Below are 22,160 nucleotides of genomic sequence, written 5' to 3' on the forward strand. Positions count from 1 at the left end.
CTTTCTCGCAGTTCTGGCACTCGAAGGTCGTTGGGAACGGCTGTGACCGAACGCCCTTCGGCTCACCGAAGTGGTAGTGGTCGGGATTCGATGACGCGAACCCTGCCTGGCCCCCTTCCCAGTTTCGTACTCGTGCAAGTACCCGGGAAAGGATGTAATCACGGCTAATTTGACCACTGACGTCGCTCGTTTCAAGTCGAGTCACCTGCCAGATTCCGCGCTGATCGCTGTAGTCGAACGTGTTTTCTGGCAGGAACTGATACAGTACCTGTGACCGACTTCGTTCCATTGACATTGTTATGACTGGTTCTCAAGGGTATCGAGGAGGTCCCGGTACTTGTACTCCGATCGGATGGGTAGCTGTTCATCGACGTCACGAAGGCTACGCATAGCACCCCGTGGAAGTCGATTACTGGCCCACTGCTGATCGTCAAGCTGGATCTGTGAAATTGATAGGTTGGTTAGCTCTTTGGCATCGTGACTGAACTCTTCGGGTACCTCATCACCGCCATACATGCGGGTGATCAGGTCTTCCAGTTCTTGGTCATCGACTTCTGCGAGGAAGTCTTCGGCGCTATCGCCAAAGAACAGTTTCTCTGAACCGTCACGGTACATGTAGTGGTTCAGAAGCAGACTCATGAACAGCCCCGGGTGAGTACGCTGAACGCCGTTTTTCGCCCATCGATTGACCGATACTGGTTCGACGAGGCGATCGAGGAACTGGTGGTACTTCTCGAAGAAGTGGTAGTGGCTCAAGTCGCGTTCACGGATTGGATGGAAGACGTTGAACACTAGTCCCGGGTGAAAGCGCCCTGCCCGTGAGCTGGACTGGATATACTCAGCAGTCTGACGTGGCATTCCGAAGAACACCATCATGTTAAACCGCTCGACGTCGACGCCGTGGCTGATCATGCTCGTCGCAGTGATGGTGTTGAGACGACTCGCGAGCAGCCAGGCAAGACCCTCTCGAACGGCTTCGTCAGCCTGTCTGAGGGCGACACGGAACTCATCGCTCTCGACGTCGGACGCGTCGTCGAGACTGGCTTCTAGGGTGTCTCGCAAGTCCATGATCGCATCCTGTGTTTCGGGTGGAAGGACGTCGTCGTCGACCAGAGATTGCAGGATGCCTCTGTCTTCATCCTCTTGCCAGGGATTGTCCAGTAGGTCAAGGATGTCCTGGACCTTCTCGAAAGGGGTCCCGCCAGTCATTCGCTCAGACGCGAGCGGCGGTCGATCGTCACGTCGCAGATACGCGTTGAGCTGACTGACAATGGACTGGTCAAGGCGATCGCCGTCTTTCTTTGAGAGCAGGTACGTCAGGCTTGTACTGTAGAGGGTGAGCGTTTGTAGAACCTCGTCGATGGAGTTGGCGTTCAGCGGTGCACTGGTATCTGTTCCTTCGAGTGCGACACCAGTAAGAAGGTCTTCCGGTGACTCCATCGCCGTCGTCATCAGGTCTTGCACCTCCTTGTGAAAATAGAATAGAATGTCGATGATCGAGTTAATATGCGTCTTGCCGTGCGGTATGAGGCCGATGTAATATCGCTGGCTCTCTGCCTGCTCCTGTGCGTAGAAGTTCTCGCGTAGATACGGGCCCGGTGCTGGGAACCGTTCAGCTGGTCGCAGGAACAGGTGATAGACCTGATCCTCGTAAGCGGTAATCGTCGCCGTCGGAGCGATGATCTTTGTCTGACCAGCGTCGACGAGTTCTTGCAGGGTATCGATGCCGGTTTCGTAGTGACCATCGAAGCTACCAACACTCTCCTCAAGCAGGTGAAGCTCGTCGGGGACCATCAACGAGGGGGCAGGATCGTAGACCTCGATGGGAGAGGCCATCAACTCGAACTCGTCCCTGTCGATGTCACACCCGTATTTCTCGGTGCACTCGCCGAGACTGGCGAACCCGTGAATCGGGCATTCGTATTCCATCTCGCCCGTGAGGATGTGCGCCATCTTCCGCTGGTAGCCGATGGCAGTGATCTTGTCGATGGTTCCCGCGAGGATGGTTGGCGCGTATCGGTAGAGTTCGTTATCGACGACGTGTACGGGAAGTTCGTCTTCAGCGTACGTCTCATCGGCTGTCGTCTCCCGGCTTTGCCAGTCACAGTCGAAGGGATTGCCAGTACAGACGTGTGCGAGTCGAATATCGTCAGTAACTCGCATCTCGATGTCTGACCCACAGGCCGGACAGGATGGAATGACCTTGGCGTCCTCTCGCAGTTTGGGGTCGTCCTGATACCGGCTGAAGTTATCATTATCGTATCCGGTCAGTGCGTTCGGTGTGTTGGCCTTGCCGACAAGGAAGCCGACGCTGAACGGCCTCGATGGACGGGACCCGATCTCGGGTTGTTCGCGGCGTACGACATCGGCGTACACCACAGTCTCCGACATGCGCTGAAGCTGCTGGAGAGAGAGTAGCCGTAGCGGGAAGCGAGTCCACGCGGCCACGCCGAAGTGCTTGCCCCGAATCCTGTCGAAGAACATGTTCCAGACTGCGACGCCGAGGAATGCTTCGGTTTTGCCACCACCGGTGGGGAACCAGAGCACGTCGACGACGTCGAGAGCCCCATCTGCGTCTTGGAACCGTTCGGTCATCTCATCGCCATCCCGCCAGCTGATGTCCTCCCAGCCCTCGTGCTCGCGACTGGCAATGTCAGGGACCAGCATCACGATGAAGACCAGCTGGAAAAGCCTCCAAGAGTCGAAGCCGTGCATCCGGTCCATCGTCTCGTTCATCAGCTCGAATGCTCGGCCGACGCTCTCAGGGTGGTCGCGAAGACAGCGAATACCGCGTTCGAATCGCCGAATTTCTCGGAGGAACGCCTTGCGGTCCTCCATGAAGTCCTGCTCATCGCGCCCGTCAGCGTCCCAGTCTTCACGTTCTCGGTACTGCTCGAGCGCAGTATCGTAGGCCTCCTGGTGATAGTCGCGCATCGCCTGTGCGACGGCATCCAGTACCTCGAACCCGCCGTCGTCGAGACTGGACAGTTCGTTGAAAGAGGTCTCGACGTCGCGATCGGCCGATTCGTAGACGAGCTGCCGGTGCTCGGGGATGAACTGTGTCTGCAAGTGGTTAGCAGTCGGGTTAGCCTGGGGCGCTCGCCGTCCAGGCGTCCGACCATTTCGTATCGTTTCCTCCTGACCGGGGACGCGGATCGTGCAGTTGCGACCGTGGCCCCAGAGATCTCGGTTATATCGGAAGTCTTCGGGGAGTGGATCGAACGTGAAGGGGACGAATTCGACGTCCCCCTCCGTCCGGAGGTCCAGCTGGACCTCGAAGAAAGTAGGGTCACGAATGGTGTATATCGCATCCCGCTTGGAGTGATCAGCAGTATTCTCGAATTCGACGTCGACGATGAGCTGGTCGTCGCGGTCGGATTCGCGGTCCAGCGAGGTGGTTAGTTCAAGAGAGCCGTTCCAGTGAGGAATGGCCGGTTCACCTTCTCGCTCTTCGAGATAGTCCTCGTAGGCCTCTTCGTCCGCAAGGGCGCTGTGGGGGACATCGTCGTCAGGATGTTCGTCACCGGGGTCGAGGTAGATGTCCTCGCGGGCCTGTGCTTGGGCCTGTACGTCCTCGAACGCCTCGGTCAGCGCTTCCGTGGCTCGCTCACGAACTACTTCGGGAGTTTCGCGGGCCGGGCCCGAAAGAGCCTCGTAGGGGATCTTGACAGGAGGAACGTCGAGATTGAACCGCTCGAAAACGGGCAGGAGGTCAGTTTCAGCCTCCTCTTCTTCCTCGCGATCGCCGAGAGTGACGAAATTGTCACGGTTATTCATCTCCTCGTAGGTCGGGTTGACCCGAACCCAGACGCTCCCGCTAATTTCGACGACGAGCTCGTCTCCAGGGCCACCACCACGAACCTTGACGGTTGAACCAACGGCGTTTGGTTCCATCTTTGACTGGAGGTCGTCATCTGTGGTTTCCAGTTGGTTCTCGCTCCTAGGAGAAAGTGCACCAGCAAAGAACCGATCACTGGGGAAATCCCGTTTCACGCGGTCATCTTCGCCGGCTCGTCGGCCACTCACACGGTCAAGAATCCGTTTTCGGAGATGTCGTGCTATTCGCTCGTCATCGTCTGGAGGTCCTGTCCCACCCGATATTGCGTCCCCCGCGGGCTGTGGTTGCTGACCTGACATCGACGTGACCAGACCAACGCCCTTATTTTATAAAAATGTTGTCGGGCGTTGGTCTGGCTGGTCATTCGCGCGGGTGAGCGCATGGTCACGCTCGCCCGCGTTCGCGAGCACGAACGCGTGAGGCGGATGTTCGTCCACAAACCATTATATGATGGGGGTGGTTCAGGGAAACATATCAACGGACGGAGCCACTTTGCCCCCAGGCACCGACCACTTACGTTCAAATCATGACTCAGAATGCCTTCCCATACCGTACGAACCGGGATTTGTTCTCTAACCACTACCTGACCGACCATCTACGCGACACAGAACCCTGGAACGAGGTCGACGACGCTGAAGTCCGGGATGTCTACGACGAGATACGCGACCTCTATGAGAAGAAGCGACACCGATTCAACGACGAAGACTACAACGAGGCGCAGCTCGAACGGAACTTCATTCGGCCAATCTTCGAGATTCTCGATGTCTCCTACGAGATCGAGGAAACGGTCGAGCGGAACGCACGACGGCCGGACTACGGCTTCTTCGAGACGGACGAGGCCGCCGACGCAGCCTTCGACCGGAACAACTTCTACGAGGAAGCAATTGCGGTCGCCGACGCCAAACGCTGGGGACGGAAGCTCGACACCCGTGGTGAGGAGAAGCGGGACTTCGAGAACCCGAGCTACCAGATCCACGCCTACCTTCAGGACACACCGACGACCTGGGCAGTCCTGACGAACGGACAGAAGTGGCGACTTTACTACGGCCCCACGAGTCACCGGCTCGACTCCTACTACGAAATCGACCTGCCGACCCTGCTCCAGCACGTCGAAGACAGCGGCAGTCTGGAAGACTTCAAAGACTTCTACCTCTTCTTCCGCAAGGAGGCTTTCGTCGAGGACACCACGGGAAGCGCGTTCCTCGACGACGTCTACGAGGAATCGAGCGTCTTTGCCGAGGCTCTGGGCGAAGACCTCCAGGACAACATCTACGAGGCGATTCGCGTCCTCGCAGAGGGGTTCCTCGACACGAACGAGGAGCTCGACGAGGACGATCTCGAACGGATTCACGACAGTTCACTCATCTACCTGTATCGGCTGATCTTCGTCCTCTACGCAGAAAGTGAGGGTCGAAACCTGCTACCCACGGATAACCCGATTTACCGCGAGAGCTACAGCCTGAACGCCCTCAAACAGACGGTTGCCGAAAACCGGGACGAGACCCAGCAGCACTATCAGTCGTGGCAGACTAATCTCTGGGACCGTCTTGAGGAGCTGTTTGTCCTTATCGATCAGGGAAGCCACGGGAAGGGCATCCCGAAGGACGACCTGTATATCCCCGCGTACAACGGTGGTCTGTTTCGGACTGACCCCGAGCCAGACGACAGTGAGGAAGCCCGGTTCCTCGCGAATTACGAAGCAGGCGATGCGTACCTGGCTGAAGTCCTAGATCTGCTTGCGCGTCGGGAGGCTGACGACGGCGAAGGTCAAGTGTTCGTCGACTACTCGTCGCTCGATGAACGCCACCTCGGGTCGATTTACGAAGGGCTGCTTGAATACAAGCTTGATGTCGCTGATGAGCCCCTTACTGTCGATGATGGCGAATATTCCCCGGCTGGTGATGGTGACGATATTGAGGTGTCGCAAGGCGACGTGTATCTTCGAACAGATGCTGGTGAGCGCAAGGCTACCGGTTCGTACTACACGCCCGAGTACGTCGTTGAGTACATCGTCGATGAGACACTTGAGCCACTTATTGACGACATTCAGAAGGACCTCATGGCACAGGATCCATTCGATAAAGAAGGCGGCGGTCAGTTCGCAGAGGATTTCGCCGACCGCGTTTTCGACCTGAAGGTTCTTGACCCAGCGATGGGCAGTGGCCACTTCCTTGTAAACGCTGTAGACTATCTCGCGAGAGAAATTATTGATGCACAAGAGCGGCAGGATCAGCAAGCGGTCAAGGCGGGTAACGAAGAGGCTATAAGCGATCCCCGGACTAAAGAAGGCGAACTTCGTGACATTAATTGGGCACGTCGTAAGGTCGCTCAACGTTGTATTTATGGAGTTGATCTAAACCCTCTAGCGACAGAGCTCGCCAAGGTATCGCTCTGGTTACGTACTCTCGCCGCGGAGCAACCGCTGGCTTTCCTTGACCACCATCTCAAGACAGGGAACTCACTGATTGGCAGTGATATTGCTGATGTCTTGGAAAACGGTGGGAACGCCACCGAAGAGGGCCAACTTACTCTACAGCAGTCGTTTGCTCGTATGCGTCAAGAGGCCCTAGAACACGTTATGGGCCGATTCCAAGACTTGTTCTCGATTAATAACGAGACACTTGAGGACATCAAGGAGATGGAGGAGGTGTATGAAGAGGTGAGAGAGGACTCGCTATACCAGCATCTTCTCTCCATGGCCAATGTCCACACTGCGAAGGAGCTCGGGCTGGATGTACCCGCCGATGCCCATGAGCGGATGGCCGAGGCTTTACGCGATGATTCCTGGGAGGGCGTAGAAGATCAAGAGTGGTTCCAAGCTGCTCAGGCGATGGCTAGTGATGAGAAGTTCTTCCACTGGGCTTTAGAATTCCCAGTCGCATTCTACGATACAGACGGAGAGCGTCGAAGCGAGGCGGGATTCGATGCTGTGATCGGGAACCCCCCGTATGTCCCAACGGAACAGCTTCCAGAACCGCATCGAGAATACCTCACGGACGTATTCGAGGAAGTCCTCCATAGAAAATATGATAGTTCTGTAGCGTTCTTACAACAAAGTTTCCGCCTCTGTCTCAAGGATAAAGGGCAGGTTGGAATGATTACCCCTGTTGCTTGGGAGACTGGAGAAAATTACGAGCGCTTCCGAGAGCATAACTTTGTTTCAGGCGATGTCGGTCTCAAGACGATTGTAAATCTACCGTTCGATGTGTTTGAGGATGCATATGTAGATACCAACATTGTGATATTTAGTCCGGGTAGAGAACTCGAAACATTCAGTGCAAAAGAATTCGAAAAGAGGGAGAAAGTGGAGAGTAGTGCTGCAATCGGCAGGAATCACACTGAGATTCCGATTGACTACTTATCTAGTGATCCCGGCTACAAGATTTACTTTGATAAAGAATACTATGAATTGCTTCAGCGCTTCAATGAAGATCGATTCGGCCGGCTTGGCGACTACACTGATGCATGCCAAGGAATTGTAGCGTCGTTCTACGATTATGCAGACGAACAGCTGTCTGAGAACTATCTACGCTATCGTGAGTGCGACGTATACCGGTATGAATGTACAACTACGGAAGAACGGTATATCGACTTCAGTGATGAGGATTCACTAGAGAAATATTACACACAGCCCCGTATATTAGTCAGAAGACTTGTTAATCGAGATGACCGTCTAATGGCGACATACGCTGAAGATGACTTCGTGACCAAGAAGGACCTCAACCCATTTATCAAGACTGTTGACGAGTATTCACTTAAGTATCTCTTAGCGTCATTAAACAGCGCTCTCCACTCGTACCTCTACATAAAATCCTCCGCACTGGCAACAAAGGACGACTTCCGACAAACCACGCTCGCGGAATTGAGGGCGCTTCCGGTTCGGCGAATTCCATTCGATACAGATGAAGAAGTACAGACCCAGCAGAAAGAAGAATTCATACACAGTTACGACGATTGGATTGAGGGAAGCAACGACCGGCCCCCAATTCCGAACTCACCTGCTGCGCTTCATGATTCAATATGTGCGTTAGTAGATTCAATCACTGAACTAAAACATCAACGCACAAAATACAATCTCAACCTCCTCGATTATCTGGGGAATTACGCTGAGGGGCCAAACCTTCCAGATATAGGCCTCTTCCAGCCCTCTACTAGCCCCGGCTTACTTGAGTCAACTACAGAAGACTTTGAGAATCTTCGGGTCGGTACGGTGAAAACTGAACGTGCTAACGATCAGATCACGGTCTATGCTACTGTTCGGTACAAACCTGAAAATCCTGAGGAATATGACACAGATCAGTGGGGGTATATAGAAACAGAACCCGAAGAAGCGTTCTCAGTTGCAAACCTGAGTGAGGAAGCAGCAGAACTGGTTGAGGAGTTTGTTCCTGTCGCTGTTGAGAAGGCAGATGGGTTTGCAGATTTCCGCGATAACGCAACTAAAAATAACTCGCCACTAGACCGTCTGAAGTCTGTCACTCTCCCAGACCCAGAAGGTGTTTCCGAGGATCTCCAGCGCTATATCGAGGCTAAAGAAAGCGCCAACGAGCTTGACGAGAAAATCAAAAAGACTGACCAGCTCATTGATGAGATTATCTACAATCTCTATGACCTGAATGAAGGGGAGATCGAAACTGTTGAACAGGCAGTGAAAGGCGATGACTGATTGCGACTGCGGCTTCGAAATTGACGACCGCGTAAGCTTCGCTGGTGGTGAGGGTGAGGTCCTCAAGATCACCCACCATGACAGCGGTGCTTGTCTCCTCCAGATCGGGACGGACGAGGGCAAGGTCGAGAAGCGCCCCAGCACGATGGTCGAAAAGCTGGACACCGGCAGCGATCTGCTCGCAAAGGGCGACTTCGACGCCCCCGAACACTTCGACCTGCGCCTGAAGGCCGAGGAACTCAGCCTGGCACACCGTCAGGACCGGTTCGTCGCTCTCGAAGGGAGTCGAATCGACATCGAGCCCTACCAGGTACAGGCCGCACACGAGATCCTCAGCTCTTACGACCACCGGTACCTCATCGGCGACGAGGTCGGGCTCGGGAAAACCATCGAGGCGGCCATCGTCATCGAGGAACTCGTCGCCCGCGGTCGGGCTGAACGGGTACTCATCGTCACGCCTGCACCACTGACCGTCCAGTGGCAGCAGGAGATGCAAGAGAAGTTCGACCGCGACTACATCATCTACGATCGCGACTACGTCGACGCCAAGCGCCAAGCGAGCCCCAATCAGAACGTCTGGAAGCAGGACGACCGGATTATCACGTCCATCGACTTCGCCAAGCAAGACGACATGCTGGCCGCGCTGAAGAATCTTGACGAGGAGTGGGACGTCGCGGTCTTCGACGAGTCTCACCACCTCACGGCGCGCCGGCGTAACGATAACGCAATCGAGAAGACCGATCGTTACCGCGCCGGGGATGCTGTTGCCACCAACAGCGATGGGCTGATTTTCCTCACCGGAACACCGCACAAGGGGAAGACCGACCAGTTCTACTTCATGGTCTCGCTGCTCGACCCGTACCGCTTCAGGGATGAGTACGATATTACCCCTGACAAACTGGACGACCTGATGATTCGTCGGCTGAAGGAGGATATGTACGAGGAGGACGGGACGCCCATGTTCCCGGAGAAAAACATCAAGACTCTCCCTGTCAACTTCACCGAGGAAGAGACACAGCTCTACGATGACGTCACCGAGTACATCAGCGAATACTACAACCTCGCCTCCAGAGCAGACAACGACGCCGCCGGCTTCGCGATGGTAATCTACCAGAAGCGGCTGGTCTCCTCGATCCACGCGATTCGCAAGTCGCTGAAAAGCCGCATGGAGAGTATCCAAGCTGGTGGTGTCGATCCCGACGAACTCTCCTCGCTCGTCAAGAATCTCCTTCCCCAGTACCGGGAAGACCCTGACATGCTCACCGACGCGCAGCGTGAGCGGGTCGAAGAAGAGCTCGAAGGGCTCGCAGTGTCAAATGACCCCGAGAAGATTAAACAGGAGTACGAGATCGTCCAGGACCTGTACCAGCAGGCGAAACGGATCGACGTCGACTCCAAGGCCGAGGAACTCAGGGATTTCGTCGAGGGGATACTCGAGAAAGATCCAGAGGAGAAGATTCTCGTCTTCACGGAGTACACAGACACACTGGAGTATCTTCGGGACCGTGTATTCTCGAATCGCGACGTCGCCGAGGTTTATGGCGATCTGAGTCAGGAGAGGCGGCGGCGTGAACTCAAGAAATTCGAGAACGAGGCGAACATCATGCTGGCAACGGATGCCGCCCGGGAGGGGCTGAACCTCCAGTTTGCCCACATCATGGTCAACTACGATCTTCCATGGAACCCAACGCGCATCGATCAGCGCATGGGACGACTCCACCGCTACGGGCAGGAGAACACAGTCGAGATCAGGAACCTCTTCGTCGACGACACCCGGGAGAGCGACATCCTCCAGCTGCTGATGGAGAAACTCGACGAAATCGAGAATACACTTGGAATGAGTTCGGACGTGCTTGGCCTCGTTCTCGACGACGTCGATCTCGAAGACCAGATCATGTCTGCGATCGCTGACGACAGTGAGGCAGACGTGGTAGCTGACCAGATCGACAGGACCATCGAGGAAAAAGAGGAGGCGCTCAGGCGCATCGAGAACGAGTTCCTCATCCGGGACCACTTCGATCTGGAGAACGAAGACCAGGAAATCCTCGACATTATCGAGGCGAGTCGCGAGGAAACAGTAAGTGAGGACGACGTCGAGTTCCTCGTTTGGACGTTCTGTAGTGAGTACGGGGGCCGGATCGTGAACGTTCGACGAGGGCCGGCCGAGGATGGTGGAGACGTCTTTGACCTCGTCGTGCCGGACGTGATCAATGGTGGTGATGTTCAGAATCGCTACGACGGAGCCACGTTCGACCGCAAGAATGCTATCGAAGACGACAACTTCGAATTCATCGCGCTGGACCACCCCGTGGTCCAGTCCATGATGCAGTTCTGTATGGACACAGAACGCGCCGGCGGACAGACTGCGATCAAAACAGGCGGACGCGATATGAATACGCCAGGGCTCCTGTGTAACTTCCGTATCGGCTATCTCTCGGGTACCGGGGAGACGGTTACAGAACGCATGGTACAGGTGTATGTCCCTGTCGATGGGAGCCCAACTACCGAACAGATCGATATTACCGGCAGTCTCCCGCCATCCAGAGCGACCGAGTACAACAGTATAGAGCGGGTTATCCAGCAGTCAGAGAGCCTGCTGGGCGAAGCGGAGACAAAAGCCTGGCAGATGGTAGAAGACCTTGCTGAAGACGCTCGTGAGGACCGACAGCGAGAGGTAGGAATCAAGAGAGAACACGCGAAGCGGTACTTCGAGAGCCGTATCGAGGAAGTCAAAGAGCGTCTCGAACGTTTCGAGGCACGGGATCAAGAACCGGACTCCGACATGCGCGCTGCTATTGGGCAGGAACAGCGACGGCTGGAGGACCTCAGACAGGAGCGTGAGGAGGAACTGGCTCGGCTCGACGAAGATGAGCAGGTGGTCCCGGAAGAGCCTGACCTCGTGAATATGGCAGTAGTGATTGACGCATTTAGGGACTGAGGCTAGCAAGATAGCGAGTCAAAATGTCCCCTCACGTTCCAGTTCAGTGATGCCATATTTGTCCAGTCGGCGGGCGAGAAAATTGAAAAGACAAAGGATATCGATAGCATCGCGTTCGTCAATATCGTCGAGGAATCTGTTTCGATCTGGATTGCCACGTGGATGGCTTACTGGGTTCCGAAGAGCTTTGAAAACGCCAGAGTACAGGAACATCAGTCCTTTCTGCTCCCCGTCAGTGTACCCCCACCTGAACACGGGATCACTCTCTCTGAATGCTCGATTGGCGAGGTCGCTTGTATTCTGGGCTTCTCTGACGAGGTCTTCAGGCGTCTCCTGTTTCAGAATTTCTTCTAGCGCCGTGCCAGCAGCCTGAATCACACCAGTATAATCCTCATTCTCCAGCCTCTCAACACACACTGACGGAATTGTTGAATGAAGATGTGCCTCGGGGTTAAGCAGGTATTTCGTGGTACGAATCACATCTTGCTTTTCCTCTTCAACACCCGCCAGAAATATCTCGAAGAGACTATACAGCCGTTCGAGGTGGTTAGACTCCCTGACTTCATCACCGTTCACTCTGTCAGTAGAGGGAATGCGGGCCGCATTTTCGACTGGTTTACCGCCCGAGGAAAGCGCAAGAACTCGAAAACCTCTACTTGTGACCTTGACTTCCAGATGACGAACGTCCTGCTCACCGGAACTGTCTTCGTAGGTGCCCTCCACTGGGGAAGTCGTTAACTTTACTGTCTCACCACGATCTTCCTGAAGCCAGTCTCCGAGGCGGGACTGCATCAGTTTGACCGTCTTGAGCTCCATCCGACTTACTTCTATGCGGGTGATCTCCTCGGTCTTCTGATCATCACCCATGTAGATCGTCTCAATTTCCAGCCCTACCTGACTGTCTTCCTTGTAGATGTGGAATTTGGACTCCTCTCTCCCCTTCCAGCTATTAGATTCGTAAAAGTCACACGAGATGGAGTCAGCAATTTCCATGATTCACGTGTACCTGTTACAAAACCAGTGTGGTCATTTCGAAATAATTGCTGGGGTGTAGGTTATCCTTCCACAGCTGAACTTGTTCTCTATCGTTGTATCCATCTTTGCTCGTCACATTTACTTTTGAACGGTACAATATAAGGACAAGAGATTTTGCTTGTAGGCGTACCGAGCACTCAGATCTCGGTTGGGTTAACAGTGAATGCTGTCCCTTGCACATATCGAACGGTGCCATCAAGTTCCTGTTTCCGCCGCAAAAATGGTGTCTCGGCCATTACGGAAAGGGTCTCACGAACGGTCCGAAGGGACGCATCTGTTTTTTCGACGACATCATCTTGTGTGATTGACTTTTCTTTCAGTGCAGTTGTAGTAAGAGCGTACCTCCAAATTTGATCTCTTGTTCGAACTGTCGGAGACATGAATGCAATAAATTACATGCAGATGTAAATATTTGCCGGATATGAAATTCACCTCTTTCAGAGTCAGTCACCCATTTCGTGATGTCACGCCTTCACAGTCCCAAATCTGCTTCTAATGTATTATCGTCCATCATACATTTTCTCGGAGGTTCGCACTTTCTGCTTGTAGTATAAGAGATAGCCAATTTCGTAGCTTCAAGGCCCTTGGAGTCCAGAACAGGTCGCGAATGCGGCCTGTTCGTCAGCGCTCGCGAAGCGAGCGCACTGGCTGTTATACTTATCCTGCCCGCGCCGAGCCGCTGAGAGGGGGGAGGAGGCCAGCTGAGCGCCACGTCCGAGTGGATCTCGCAATGATATTGAAGGGTTCAGTAGGAAATGGTGCGGAAAAAAGGCACGCGACTGTAGCAACGGCTACCGGACGGGGTGAATGCAAACCGCCGACGCCGACTATCCTGCGCCAATCAAGTTTCCAGGTGAGCTAGTCCGCCAGGGATCCAGGTCGTCAGGCCACTCACGATTAATTTCACGTGCCTCGTCGACGTGAGCTGCATCGCGTACCCAATCCGGGTCGTCAAAGAGACCACGCTGGCGCGCCTCCTCAAGCGGAATCAGTGTTCCGCCACACTCCGGATTGCTATTGTCGTCGGTATTGTGGTCGTGCCCGCAGTCGCAGTCGACATCCTCGTCATCGCCAACGATTGCCTGTGCGATCGGTTCATCGGCACCGCTGTAGGAGTGGTCACTCGGTGCTTCCGGCAGATTCGATCCCCAGCCGCTGGGACCGATCGGCTCGCCGAACGCATCTTTGACCGTTACGTTGCCACCGCCCCCACTGGTCGTCGAGATGTCAACCGAGAGATTACCCTCAGAAACGTGATACAGAAGAGTGTCGGGGTCGATGTCGCGGTGAGCTGGTCGTTCTTGTTGGGGATACAGCTCTTCAATAATCTGGCGTGCGAGTTCGTCCGGGTCGTCGACGGGCGGAATCCGCGCGCCACAGTCGGTGGTCCCGCTCTGGAGACCGAGCGTATCGACCGCAGCGCGACGAACGACTCGATCGGCCCACTCAAGATCAACCGGCGAAGGGGAAAATCGACTTGACGACTTGATCGGGTCACCCTCGAAACTACCGACCTCCCACACGGCGCTTCGGTTGTGTGAGTCTTCTCGGATTTGAATGTCACAGTGCGAGAGACAGTAGGTCATGGCACGAGCCATTGCGCCGTCTGACCCAAGAGAGATACCGTTGTCATCGGCAATTCGATGGATTACCCAGCCAGTTTCTTTTTCGACGCGCTCCGTCAGCTCGCCACCTTCGAGCCAGTCAGAAGCGACGATACAGTGATAGTGAGGCTTCCAGGCAAGTTCATTGCGAACATCGCCGTTCCACTTACGGCCTGAGTTCAGACGTTCTTTCCAGGCACCGCGATCGTCACTCTCGCTCTTGATTGACCCATCATCGTTCTTCCCGCGGAACGAATGACGGATGAGCACACCCTGGGCGCGCATTTCATCGAGAATCCTCTTGACTACCGTCTTCGTAATCTTCTGGGCCTCTTCGAGAGTACGGCCACTGCTCGCGAGATCGAAGTACCATCCCAGATTGGGAGAGATCACTAGATGGTGGAGCTTTTGGAGTTCGCCCTCCGGCGTATGATAGTTTTTCTCCTTCCGAACCCGCCGGAGTTTTGCGCTCTTATTGATACTCAAATCGCGGGCCCAAGCGACTGCACACCGGGCACAGATCGATTGACCACAGGTCCGCCCGAAATCAACGGTGTGCCCGCACGAATCACATACGAACGGATGAGGATCACCACAGTCATCGCGCGCGTTTTGGGCGTTGCCATTTTCTCCGAACCCGGGAAGAATCGGTTCGTTCGCCAGAAGGTTGTCGAAGCGCTTGCGTACCATGCTCCTATGCCGGGACTCGTTCCATTTGAGTGATCTGGGGTTGGCTACGTTCCTAGCGTTCACGTCGAACCGTTTCTGCTGATTCAATATCGCATCGATAACACCCTGTGCTGACGCTTGATGCCCCGACTCCCCGGAATGGTCCGGGGTCATGCGGGCACCTCCAGAGCCTCAATGGGCTCATCATACCCGAGGAAGAGTGAATTCGACAGTTGAGGGGGAGAGACATAACTAGCCCTCCCGGTAAAGGTCGTACGAGAATGTGAACCGAGAAGGGGATGCCGCCTCCCGGATTTGAACCGGGGACAGCTCGATCTTCAGTCGAGTGCTCTCCCAGTCTGAGCTAAGGCGGCGCGCACTCAGAACGTCGGTGACCGTCACAAAAAGGATTTCGAAAGAAAGCGCCGGGGCTTACTGATCGGCAAGCCCCTCGATGAGGAACTCCGCCGAGGTGCGAGTCGTCGCCATCGGCGTGTCGTGGACGTCACAGATGCGCAACAGTGCCGAAATGTCGGGTTCGTGTGGCTGAGCGGTCAGTGGGTCGCGGAGGAAGACGATACCGTCAACGGCCTCGTCGGCGACTTCCGCTCCGATCTGGGTGTCGCCGCCGAGGGGTCCGGACTGTTTGCGCTCGACATCAAGATCAGTCTCCTCCATGATTCGCTTGCCGGTCGTGCCCGTACAGACAAGTTCGAGCTGCGAAAGGTCGTCCTCGTGGCTGCGAACGAAGTCAATCATTTCGGGCTTCTCGTCGTCGTGGGCGATTAGCGCGATCCGCGTCATACCTTTACCAGATAGGGCAGTGAATAAAGAAGTTGAGTATTTGGGGCCGGATGACGATCCGGGAGGCCGTCCTATGCGTCGTCGACGTCGATATCTCCCGAGCGGTGTAGGGTCACATCGTACTCCTCGACGGAAAAAGAGAGTTCGGTAGCGTCGTCAGTGTCATCGAAAAGCGACGTGAGAGCCGCCTGGTCAACGTATTCCGTGAGCGGATCGAATGCCTCAGGATCGTAATCGGTCGTCTCGGCGAGGGTATCGAAGACGAGCGCATCGATAGCACGGGGGTGAACCCAGGGTTCCCCATCCTCGTCCGCGCCGTCTGGGATGACGTAGATAGTACCCGGACACATATGACTGCGTGGAGGTACGTAGTACATAAAGCACCTCGCACGAGTTTCGCGCGCTGAAAGAACGTCGACAGCGACCGCCGTTCTTTCGGGCAGCACAGGAGACAGCAACAGGCCAGCCGTACCGAGTCGCTCAGGAGCCGTGACAGTTCGTGGCCGGCTCGCGTTCACAGACGGTGTTCGAGACAAGTTGCCACAGGCCACGGCGGAGGCGTTCAGAGGCCGCTTGCTGTGAGATGTCGAGGTCGGCCGCCAGATCGCCCAACGACGTCTCGCGTGGGACCGAAAAGTACCCGCGGTCCCAAGCGAGAGTCAGAATCTCTCGCTGGGATGGCGTCAGACCGAACCCGTACCGACTCATCTGGTCCTGATCTCGGATCGAGTTGACAGCCACGTCGACACCCAACTGGTGACACTGGTCGACAAACCCGGACAGTGCATCGCGGTCGGGCACGCGCATGCGGACGTCCCAGCCGTCACCGTCGCTGGTAGCCGCAAGGAGGACCGCATCGTGGGAAATAGCTGCGTTGTAGACGGCAGTCGTGGACATATCCGCGCTGTGAATGGATCGATAGAGGATCGCATCGTCCGTCGACGTGAGCCGTTCCGCATCGGCCACCGTCCGATCGGCCGCCAGGGCGCCATCGAGTGCTTTGGCGGTGGCCCCTCGTGCCCAAAACACCAGCCGTAGCGGGACGGATTCCCCGCCATCCATGCCTTCAATTTCGATATACAAGTCTGGACACGTCGAAAACGTCGGTTCGAGAACCGGAGCAGCGAACGTACAACAAGCAATCATGGTCCGGTCGTCGTTGGTCGATGCTCAGTTCGGTGCCGTATAAACGTCGCGATCAACGTCTGTGAGCGACGAATGACCGGGTAGTGAGTGCGTTCGGAAAACGGGACCGGATGGGGTACCCCCCCGATTCCGACCACGGTGCCGGCAAGCCCCGGAGCACAGAGATGTCAGAGGCACAGGCTCCGGAGACAAGCAAATACTGCCAACACCGTGGTCGAACATCTTACCCACGCAGAATAATAATAGCACCTGTATATTCATGCAGTATATAAGTGGTTGGGATCGAACGAACGAGTTGCGCACGGAATGGGACGTCAGGACAGATTTTCTCCTTGGTAGTCCCCGTCGTAGGTATCCTGGTGGGCAGCCCCAGCGAACACGAGTTGGGCGATTCGGGCACCGACTTCGAGTTCGATCTCGTGGTATACTTCGAGAAGTCCCTCGCCACGCCCTTCGTAGCCAGCGTCCCAGACCGCGGTGTCGAGCATGCAGGAGTTACGCAGTAACGACGACCGGGGCAACAGGAACCCGACATGACCGTCAGGGATCCGGACCGTTTCGGCGTATCGGACGACGTACCCCCCAGGAGCGAGTCGGAAGTAGTCGCCATTGGTCTCGACTGGATCGCGGTCGCCAATCTCCTTGCCGTCCCGGCCGATCCGTCCCGGCGAGACCTGTTCGAACACCGCATCGACGGTCAGATCGACGCCGTTCGGTTGCACCTGGTCGTCCCGGAGGTCATCGAGCTGTGCAGCGACGAAGCGACCACTCTTGAACATTGACTTGGCTGTCTCGGGGTACAAGCAAGAGCCTTCCGGCGGCCCGGGTGATCCGCCCCAGAGTTGAAGAAAACCATCACAGAATATTTTACGTCTGGTTCGGTAACATGGAACGTGGAAGCAGCTCTACAGCCGGTCGCCCTCGCCTCATCCATCGGCCAGGGAGAGACATGGATGACGTTCTATCCGTTGGTTCTCTTCGTCACAGGCGTCCTAACAGCTATTCTCGCTGCGATCGGCCACCGATTTCGCTCTGCCCCCGGAAGTAACTGGTTCACGGCGACGATGGTGTTGTCGACAGTCTGGACGGCGGGGACGCTGGTGGTCGTGTTCTCGGACGAGCTCACGACCCTCCTGATCACGGAGATTATCCTAATCGGGTGTAGTCTCACGACGCCCGTCACGTGGTTGCTCTTCGTCGTGTCCTACATCGGGTTCGAGCGACTGATTACGTGGAAGCGCCTCGGCGTTCTGTTCGCGCTGCCGGCCGCTGCGATCGTGGCGATGGCCGCTGCACCGGTGACCGATCTCTATTTTGCCGACATCACCGAGGTCATCACTGCAGAGGGTATCAGTATCCTCAATACACGGCCTGGGCCGCTCGCGTACGTCATGTTACTGTACGTCTTCGTCGTGATTGTCGTCGGCCTGGGATTGATCAGTTGGACGGTGTTCACGCACAAGACACTGTTTTCCGGGCAGGCACTGTGGTTGCTCGTCGGATCGTTGCCACCGTTCGTGATGGCGATGCTCGAACCGGTCGGCATCATCGACGAACAGCACCTCCCGTTGACGCCGATCGGTTTCGGCCTCATGGGGCTCGCGTACGGATACGGACTGTTCCATCACCGACTGTTCGATCTCTCGCCCGGCACGTGGCGGATCGGCGCGGAGACGACCTTCGATGGGCTCTCTGAGAGTATCGTGATCGTCGATCAGCACGGCGACGTCCTCGGGTGTAATCGAAGTGCTTGCGACCGTTTCGGGTGGGAGAAAGCCGAGGCGTTCGGTCGGGATATCGCGGAGCTGGACTCCCGACTGGCCGAAGCTCGCCACAGCGACCGGCCGTTCGAGTTCGCTGACGACAATCACCAGTACGAGGTTTCCGTGTCCGAGATCACTGATATGTGGGGAAGAGCGATCGGGGACGCCCTCGTTGTCCGGGAGGTGACCGAACGGTACGAGCAACGCCAGCAACTGGAAGTCCTCAACCGAGTCCTTAGACACAACCTTCGCAACGACACGATGGTGGTCGCCTCGCGGGGACGGGAACTGGCCGATCGATACGACGATCCGCTCGCCGAGACGATCGTCGAGACGGCCGAGGGGCTCCTCAACATGGCCGAGAAAGCCCGGACTATCGAGAACCGGTTGGGACGGGAAACCTCGACCCCCGAGCGAGATCGACGTCTCCTCGCTGCTTGACGTGATCGTCGACGAAACGCGGGCGAGCGCCCCCTCTATCCCGGTGACGGTGAACGTCGACCCGTCACTGACGCTTCGAACTGATCGGGAATTACTGTCGATCGTCCTCAAGAACGCGCTCGACAACGCGATCGTCCACGGCTGTCCCGAAGACGCAGGCCAGGCGTCGGTCCAGGTCCGGGCCGAAGCCGTCGCTTCAGGGGTCCGTTTCGAAGTGATCGACGACGGCCCCGGCATCCCCGACCCGGAGCTGGCAGTGCTGGAACGCGGGACGGAAACCGCAACCGATCACGGAACCGGCCTCGGACTTTGGCTCATCACGTGGGGCGCGTCGTGGCTCGACGCCGACCTCGAATTCGACATCGAAAACGGAACGACGGTCCGGCTGGTCGTTCCGGATCAGTAACGGGGGCAGGCGAATCGACACGGTCGATCACCAGAAACCGGCAAAACCGCCCGAGGGCAAATCCGCAGCATTCGCGCCAACACCAGGGATTTATGTCCATGCGCGGTCTTTTTTCGGATGATATGGGACAAACACTCACGGAAAAAATCCTCGACGATCACCTCGTCGAAGGGGAACTGGTCCCCGGCGAGGAGATCGGGATCGAGATCGATCAGGCACTCACGCAGGACACGACGGGGACGCTCGTCTGGTTGCAGTTCGAGGCCCTCGAACTCGAAGAGGTACAGACGGAACTGGCCGCGCAGTACTGTGATCACCAGACCTATCAGTTCGACTTCAAAAACACCGACGACCACCGATTCCTGCGATCGGCTGCGGGGAAATTCGGCGCGTACTTCTCGCGGCCGGGCAACGGGATCTGCCACCAGGTACACAAAGAGCATTTCGCCGCACCGGGCAAGACGATGCTCGGCTCGGACAGCCACACGCCGACGCCTGGGGGGCTCGGCGAGTTGGCGATCGGTGCGGGCGGCCTCGATCTGGCGGTGGCGATGGGTGGCGGTGCCTATTACATCGAGATGCCAGAGATCGTCAGCGTCCGACTGGAAGGCGAACTCCCCGAATGGGCGACCGCCAAAGACGTCATCCTCGAACTCCTTCGGCGACTCTCCGTGAAGGGCGGCGTGGGGAAGGTCCTGGAGTTCACCGGCCCTGGCGTCGAGACGTTGACCGTGCCCGAGCGGACGACCATCACCAACATGGGGACGGAACTGGGCGCGACGACCTCGATCTTCCCGACCGACGAGGAGACCAAAGACTTCCTCTCCCGGCTCGACCGCGAGGACGCATACGTCGAGATCGGTCCCGACGAGGACGCCGAGTATGCAGACGAGATCGTCGTCGACCTCTCGGAGCTCGAACCGCTGATCGCGACGCCGTCGATGCCCGACAACGTCGTCCCCGTCCGTGAGGTCGAGGGGACGGACGTCGAGCAGGTCATCGTCGGCTCCTGTACGAACGGCGCCTACGAGGACATCCTCCCGTCGGCGAAGATGCTCGAAGGCCGCGAGATCGACCCGAAGACGGAGATGATCGTCGCACCCGGCTCGAAGCAGGCCTCCGAAATGCTCGCCCGCGAGGGCTGGGCCTCAGAGATGATGGCCGCCGGCGTCAACTTCTCGGAGGCAACCTGTGGGGCCTGTATCGGCATCGGACACGTGCCCGCAAGCGATTCGGTCTCGCTGCGGACGTTCAACCGCAACTTCGAGGGGCGCTCCGGCCTGGAAGACGACAACGTCTATCTGGTCTCCCCGGAGGTCGCGACGGCCGCGGCCATCGCCGGCGAGATCGTCGATCCACGCGACCTGGCCGAGGAGTTGGGCGACCTGGAAGCGCCAGGGATAGAACTGCCCGATGAGTACTACGGTGCCGACACGGACATTATCGAGCCCGAAAACGCCGTCGACGACGACCTCATCAAGGGGCCGAACATCGCTGATGTGCCCCTGAAGGATCCCCTGGACGCCCACCTGGAGGGCCCCTCGCTGCTGAAGATGGGCGACGACATCACGACCGACCACATCATCCCCGCGACCCAGGACATCCTGATGTATCGGTCCAATGTCCCCAAGCTCTCGGAGTTTACCCTCTCGCGGGTCGACGAGGACTTCGCCGATCGCGCGCTGGATGCCGACGGCGGGTTCCTCGTGGCCGGCGAGAACTACGGCCAGGGCTCCTCGCGTGAGCATGCAGCCCTCTGCCCGATGTACCTGGGTGTCGAGGGCGTCCTCGCCCAGAGCTTCGCCCGCATCCACAAGGCGAACCTGTTCAACTTCGGCCTCCTGCCCCTAGAGATCGACGAGGAGACCTACGAGAAGATCGACGAAGGCGACGACATCGAGATCGTCGACGACGTCGCCGGTGCCGTCCGCTCGGGCGCCGAGGAGTTCACGATCCGTGTCAACGACGAGTGGGAGGCGACCGGCTACCTAGACGCCTCCGAGCGCGAGCGTGAGATTCTCGCCGACGGCGGGAAACTCCCGCACACGAAAATGCAGTACGACCAGAGCGGCTCCGGAACGCCCGCTGACGACTGATCGGCGTCTCGGGTCATTTTCGGTATTGCTGGCTGTCACAGTGACTGGTCAGTCACACCGATAGACCGGTAAAAGACAAAGTGGGGGAATGGGGGTTGGGGTGGCACCCTAACGGGTGCAGTTTGTCGATTTGGAGGACGTGACTAAGAATCTTCTGGCCATGATCGAGCTCCGAAAACGCCAGGGGCGATAACCCTTTGCCGATTGGCGTCCTACCCGGATGTGTGACAACGATCGCCCCCGAAACGGCGACAGTGCCGTTCATCCGGTCAGCCAGACGATCGGATCTGCTGGCTGTCGTCGACATCGAGCGGCGATCGTTCCCGCAGCCGTGGTCGGTCGGTGCCTTCGAACAGTTTCTGGACGCGCCGTCGTTTCTCGTCGCCGTGGATCGCGATAGCGGGACAGACTGTGCCGTCATCGGGTATATCGTCGCCGATACCGTCCCGAACCACGGAACACCACTCGGACACGTCAAGGATCTGGCCGTCCATCCGGATCGGCGTCGGGCAGGCATCGGTCGACAGCTCCTCGAACGGGCCGTCTGTACGTTGCGCTCGACCGGCGTCGGGTCGATCAAACTCGAAGTTCGAGAGAATAACGACCCGGCAAAGCGTCTCTACCAGCGTGCCGGGTTCGTCCATCGGCGGACGATCCCGCGATATTACGACAACGGCGATGACGCCCTCGTTATGTTGCAAACCTGGGGGTAGGCAGCCCGGGCCGGCCACCGGTCCCGCACAGTCGAGAAGTC

The 22,160-nt window shown here is 57.0% G+C and carries 13 protein-coding genes and 1 tRNA gene; 6 read left to right on the top strand and 8 right to left on the bottom strand.

The features are described from left to right. Positions 1 to 297: 297 nt before the first annotated feature. Complete coding sequence (locus HZR20_RS14725; protein WP_309484908.1) at positions 298 to 4,026, bottom strand: helicase-related protein; 3,729 nt, start codon at positions 4,024 to 4,026, stop codon at positions 298 to 300. Between the two features lie 338 nt (positions 4,027 to 4,364). On the opposite strand from HZR20_RS14725, the gene HZR20_RS07590 reads away from it, so the two are divergent. Further along, on the top strand, positions 4,365 to 8,504 hold the full coding sequence (locus tag HZR20_RS07590) for an Eco57I restriction-modification methylase domain-containing protein (RefSeq protein ID WP_181685980.1): 4,140 nt from the start codon (positions 4,365 to 4,367) through the stop codon (positions 8,502 to 8,504). Next, positions 8,497 to 11,442 (top strand): DEAD/DEAH box helicase, encoded by a 2,946-nt coding sequence (locus HZR20_RS07595; RefSeq protein WP_181685981.1) that lies wholly within the window; start codon positions 8,497 to 8,499, stop codon positions 11,440 to 11,442. The genes HZR20_RS07590 and HZR20_RS07595 overlap by 8 nt, the downstream gene beginning before the upstream one ends. Positions 11,443 to 11,460: 18 nt before the next feature. Here the strand turns inward: HZR20_RS07595 and HZR20_RS07600 are convergent, their stop codons facing one another. The 7 genes from HZR20_RS07600 to HZR20_RS07635 form a co-directional block, all read right to left on the bottom strand. After that, positions 11,461 to 12,435 carry a TIGR02391 family protein gene (locus HZR20_RS07600; protein ID WP_181685982.1) on the bottom strand — a complete coding sequence of 325 codons (975 nt, stop codon included), beginning with the start codon at positions 12,433 to 12,435 and terminating at the stop codon, positions 11,461 to 11,463. Between the two features lie 869 nt (positions 12,436 to 13,304). Next, positions 13,305 to 14,567, bottom strand: coding sequence for a hypothetical protein (locus HZR20_RS07610; RefSeq protein ID WP_181685984.1), 1,263 nt, complete (start codon positions 14,565 to 14,567; stop codon positions 13,305 to 13,307). A 483-nt stretch (positions 14,568 to 15,050) separates the two neighbouring features. Continuing rightward, positions 15,051 to 15,124: transfer RNA gene (locus HZR20_RS07615), tRNA-Phe, on the bottom strand. A gap of 58 nt (positions 15,125 to 15,182) precedes the next feature. After that, on the bottom strand, positions 15,183 to 15,554 hold the full coding sequence (locus HZR20_RS07620; protein WP_181685985.1) for a methylglyoxal synthase: 372 nt from the start codon (positions 15,552 to 15,554) through the stop codon (positions 15,183 to 15,185). Positions 15,555 to 15,625: 71 nt separating this feature from the next. Next, complete coding sequence (locus tag HZR20_RS07625) at positions 15,626 to 15,904, bottom strand: HalOD1 output domain-containing protein (protein WP_181685986.1); 279 nt, start codon at positions 15,902 to 15,904, stop codon at positions 15,626 to 15,628. Between the two features lie 130 nt (positions 15,905 to 16,034). Continuing rightward, positions 16,035 to 16,637, bottom strand: a complete 603-nt coding sequence (locus HZR20_RS07630; RefSeq protein ID WP_181685987.1) for a helix-turn-helix domain-containing protein — start codon at positions 16,635 to 16,637, stop codon at positions 16,035 to 16,037. Positions 16,638 to 17,014: 377 nt separating this feature from the next. Then, a complete protein-coding gene (locus HZR20_RS07635; RefSeq protein WP_258560385.1) occupies positions 17,015 to 17,503 on the bottom strand; it encodes a deoxyuridine 5'-triphosphate nucleotidohydrolase in 489 nt (162 codons plus the stop codon). A gap of 90 nt (positions 17,504 to 17,593) precedes the next feature. On the opposite strand from HZR20_RS07635, the gene HZR20_RS07640 reads away from it, so the two are divergent. The 4 genes from HZR20_RS07640 (at position 17,594) to rimI (ending at position 22,119) form a co-directional block, all read left to right on the top strand. Next, positions 17,594 to 18,904, top strand: a complete 1,311-nt coding sequence (locus tag HZR20_RS07640) for a histidine kinase N-terminal 7TM domain-containing protein (protein ID WP_181685989.1) — start codon at positions 17,594 to 17,596, stop codon at positions 18,902 to 18,904. A 1-nt stretch (position 18,905) separates the two neighbouring features. Beyond that, positions 18,906 to 19,310: a sensor histidine kinase gene (locus HZR20_RS07645; protein WP_181685990.1), complete on the top strand. Its 405-nt coding sequence runs from the start codon at positions 18,906 to 18,908 to the stop codon at positions 19,308 to 19,310. 122 nt (positions 19,311 to 19,432) lie between these two features. Beyond that, positions 19,433 to 21,406, top strand: a complete 1,974-nt coding sequence (locus HZR20_RS07650; protein WP_181685991.1) for an aconitate hydratase — start codon at positions 19,433 to 19,435, stop codon at positions 21,404 to 21,406. Between the two features lie 224 nt (positions 21,407 to 21,630). Then, on the top strand, positions 21,631 to 22,119 hold the full coding sequence (rimI, locus tag HZR20_RS07655) for a ribosomal protein S18-alanine N-acetyltransferase (RefSeq protein ID WP_181685992.1): 489 nt from the start codon (positions 21,631 to 21,633) through the stop codon (positions 22,117 to 22,119). Positions 22,120 to 22,160 lie beyond the last annotated feature (41 nt).

The organism is Halorhabdus salina (assembly GCF_013839425.1).
In the GTDB taxonomy this organism is placed as follows: Archaea; Halobacteriota; Halobacteria; order Halobacteriales; family Haloarculaceae; genus Halorhabdus; species Halorhabdus salina.

Coding starts and splice junctions, on each gene's coding strand:
- HZR20_RS07600 (WP_181685982.1), bottom strand. CDS start 12,435: ATGGAAATTGCTGACTCCATCTCGTGTGACTTTTACGAATCTAATAGC.
- HZR20_RS07590 (WP_181685980.1), top strand. CDS start 4,365: ATGACTCAGAATGCCTTCCCATACCGTACGAACCGGGATTTGTTCTCT.
- HZR20_RS07620 (WP_181685985.1), bottom strand. CDS start 15,554: ATGACGCGGATCGCGCTAATCGCCCACGACGACGAGAAGCCCGAAATG.
- HZR20_RS07650 (WP_181685991.1), top strand. CDS start 19,433: ATGGGACAAACACTCACGGAAAAAATCCTCGACGATCACCTCGTCGAA.
- HZR20_RS07625 (WP_181685986.1), bottom strand. CDS start 15,904: ATGTGTCCGGGTACTATCTACGTCATCCCAGACGGCGCGGACGAGGAT.
- HZR20_RS07595 (WP_181685981.1), top strand. CDS start 8,497: ATGACTGATTGCGACTGCGGCTTCGAAATTGACGACCGCGTAAGCTTC.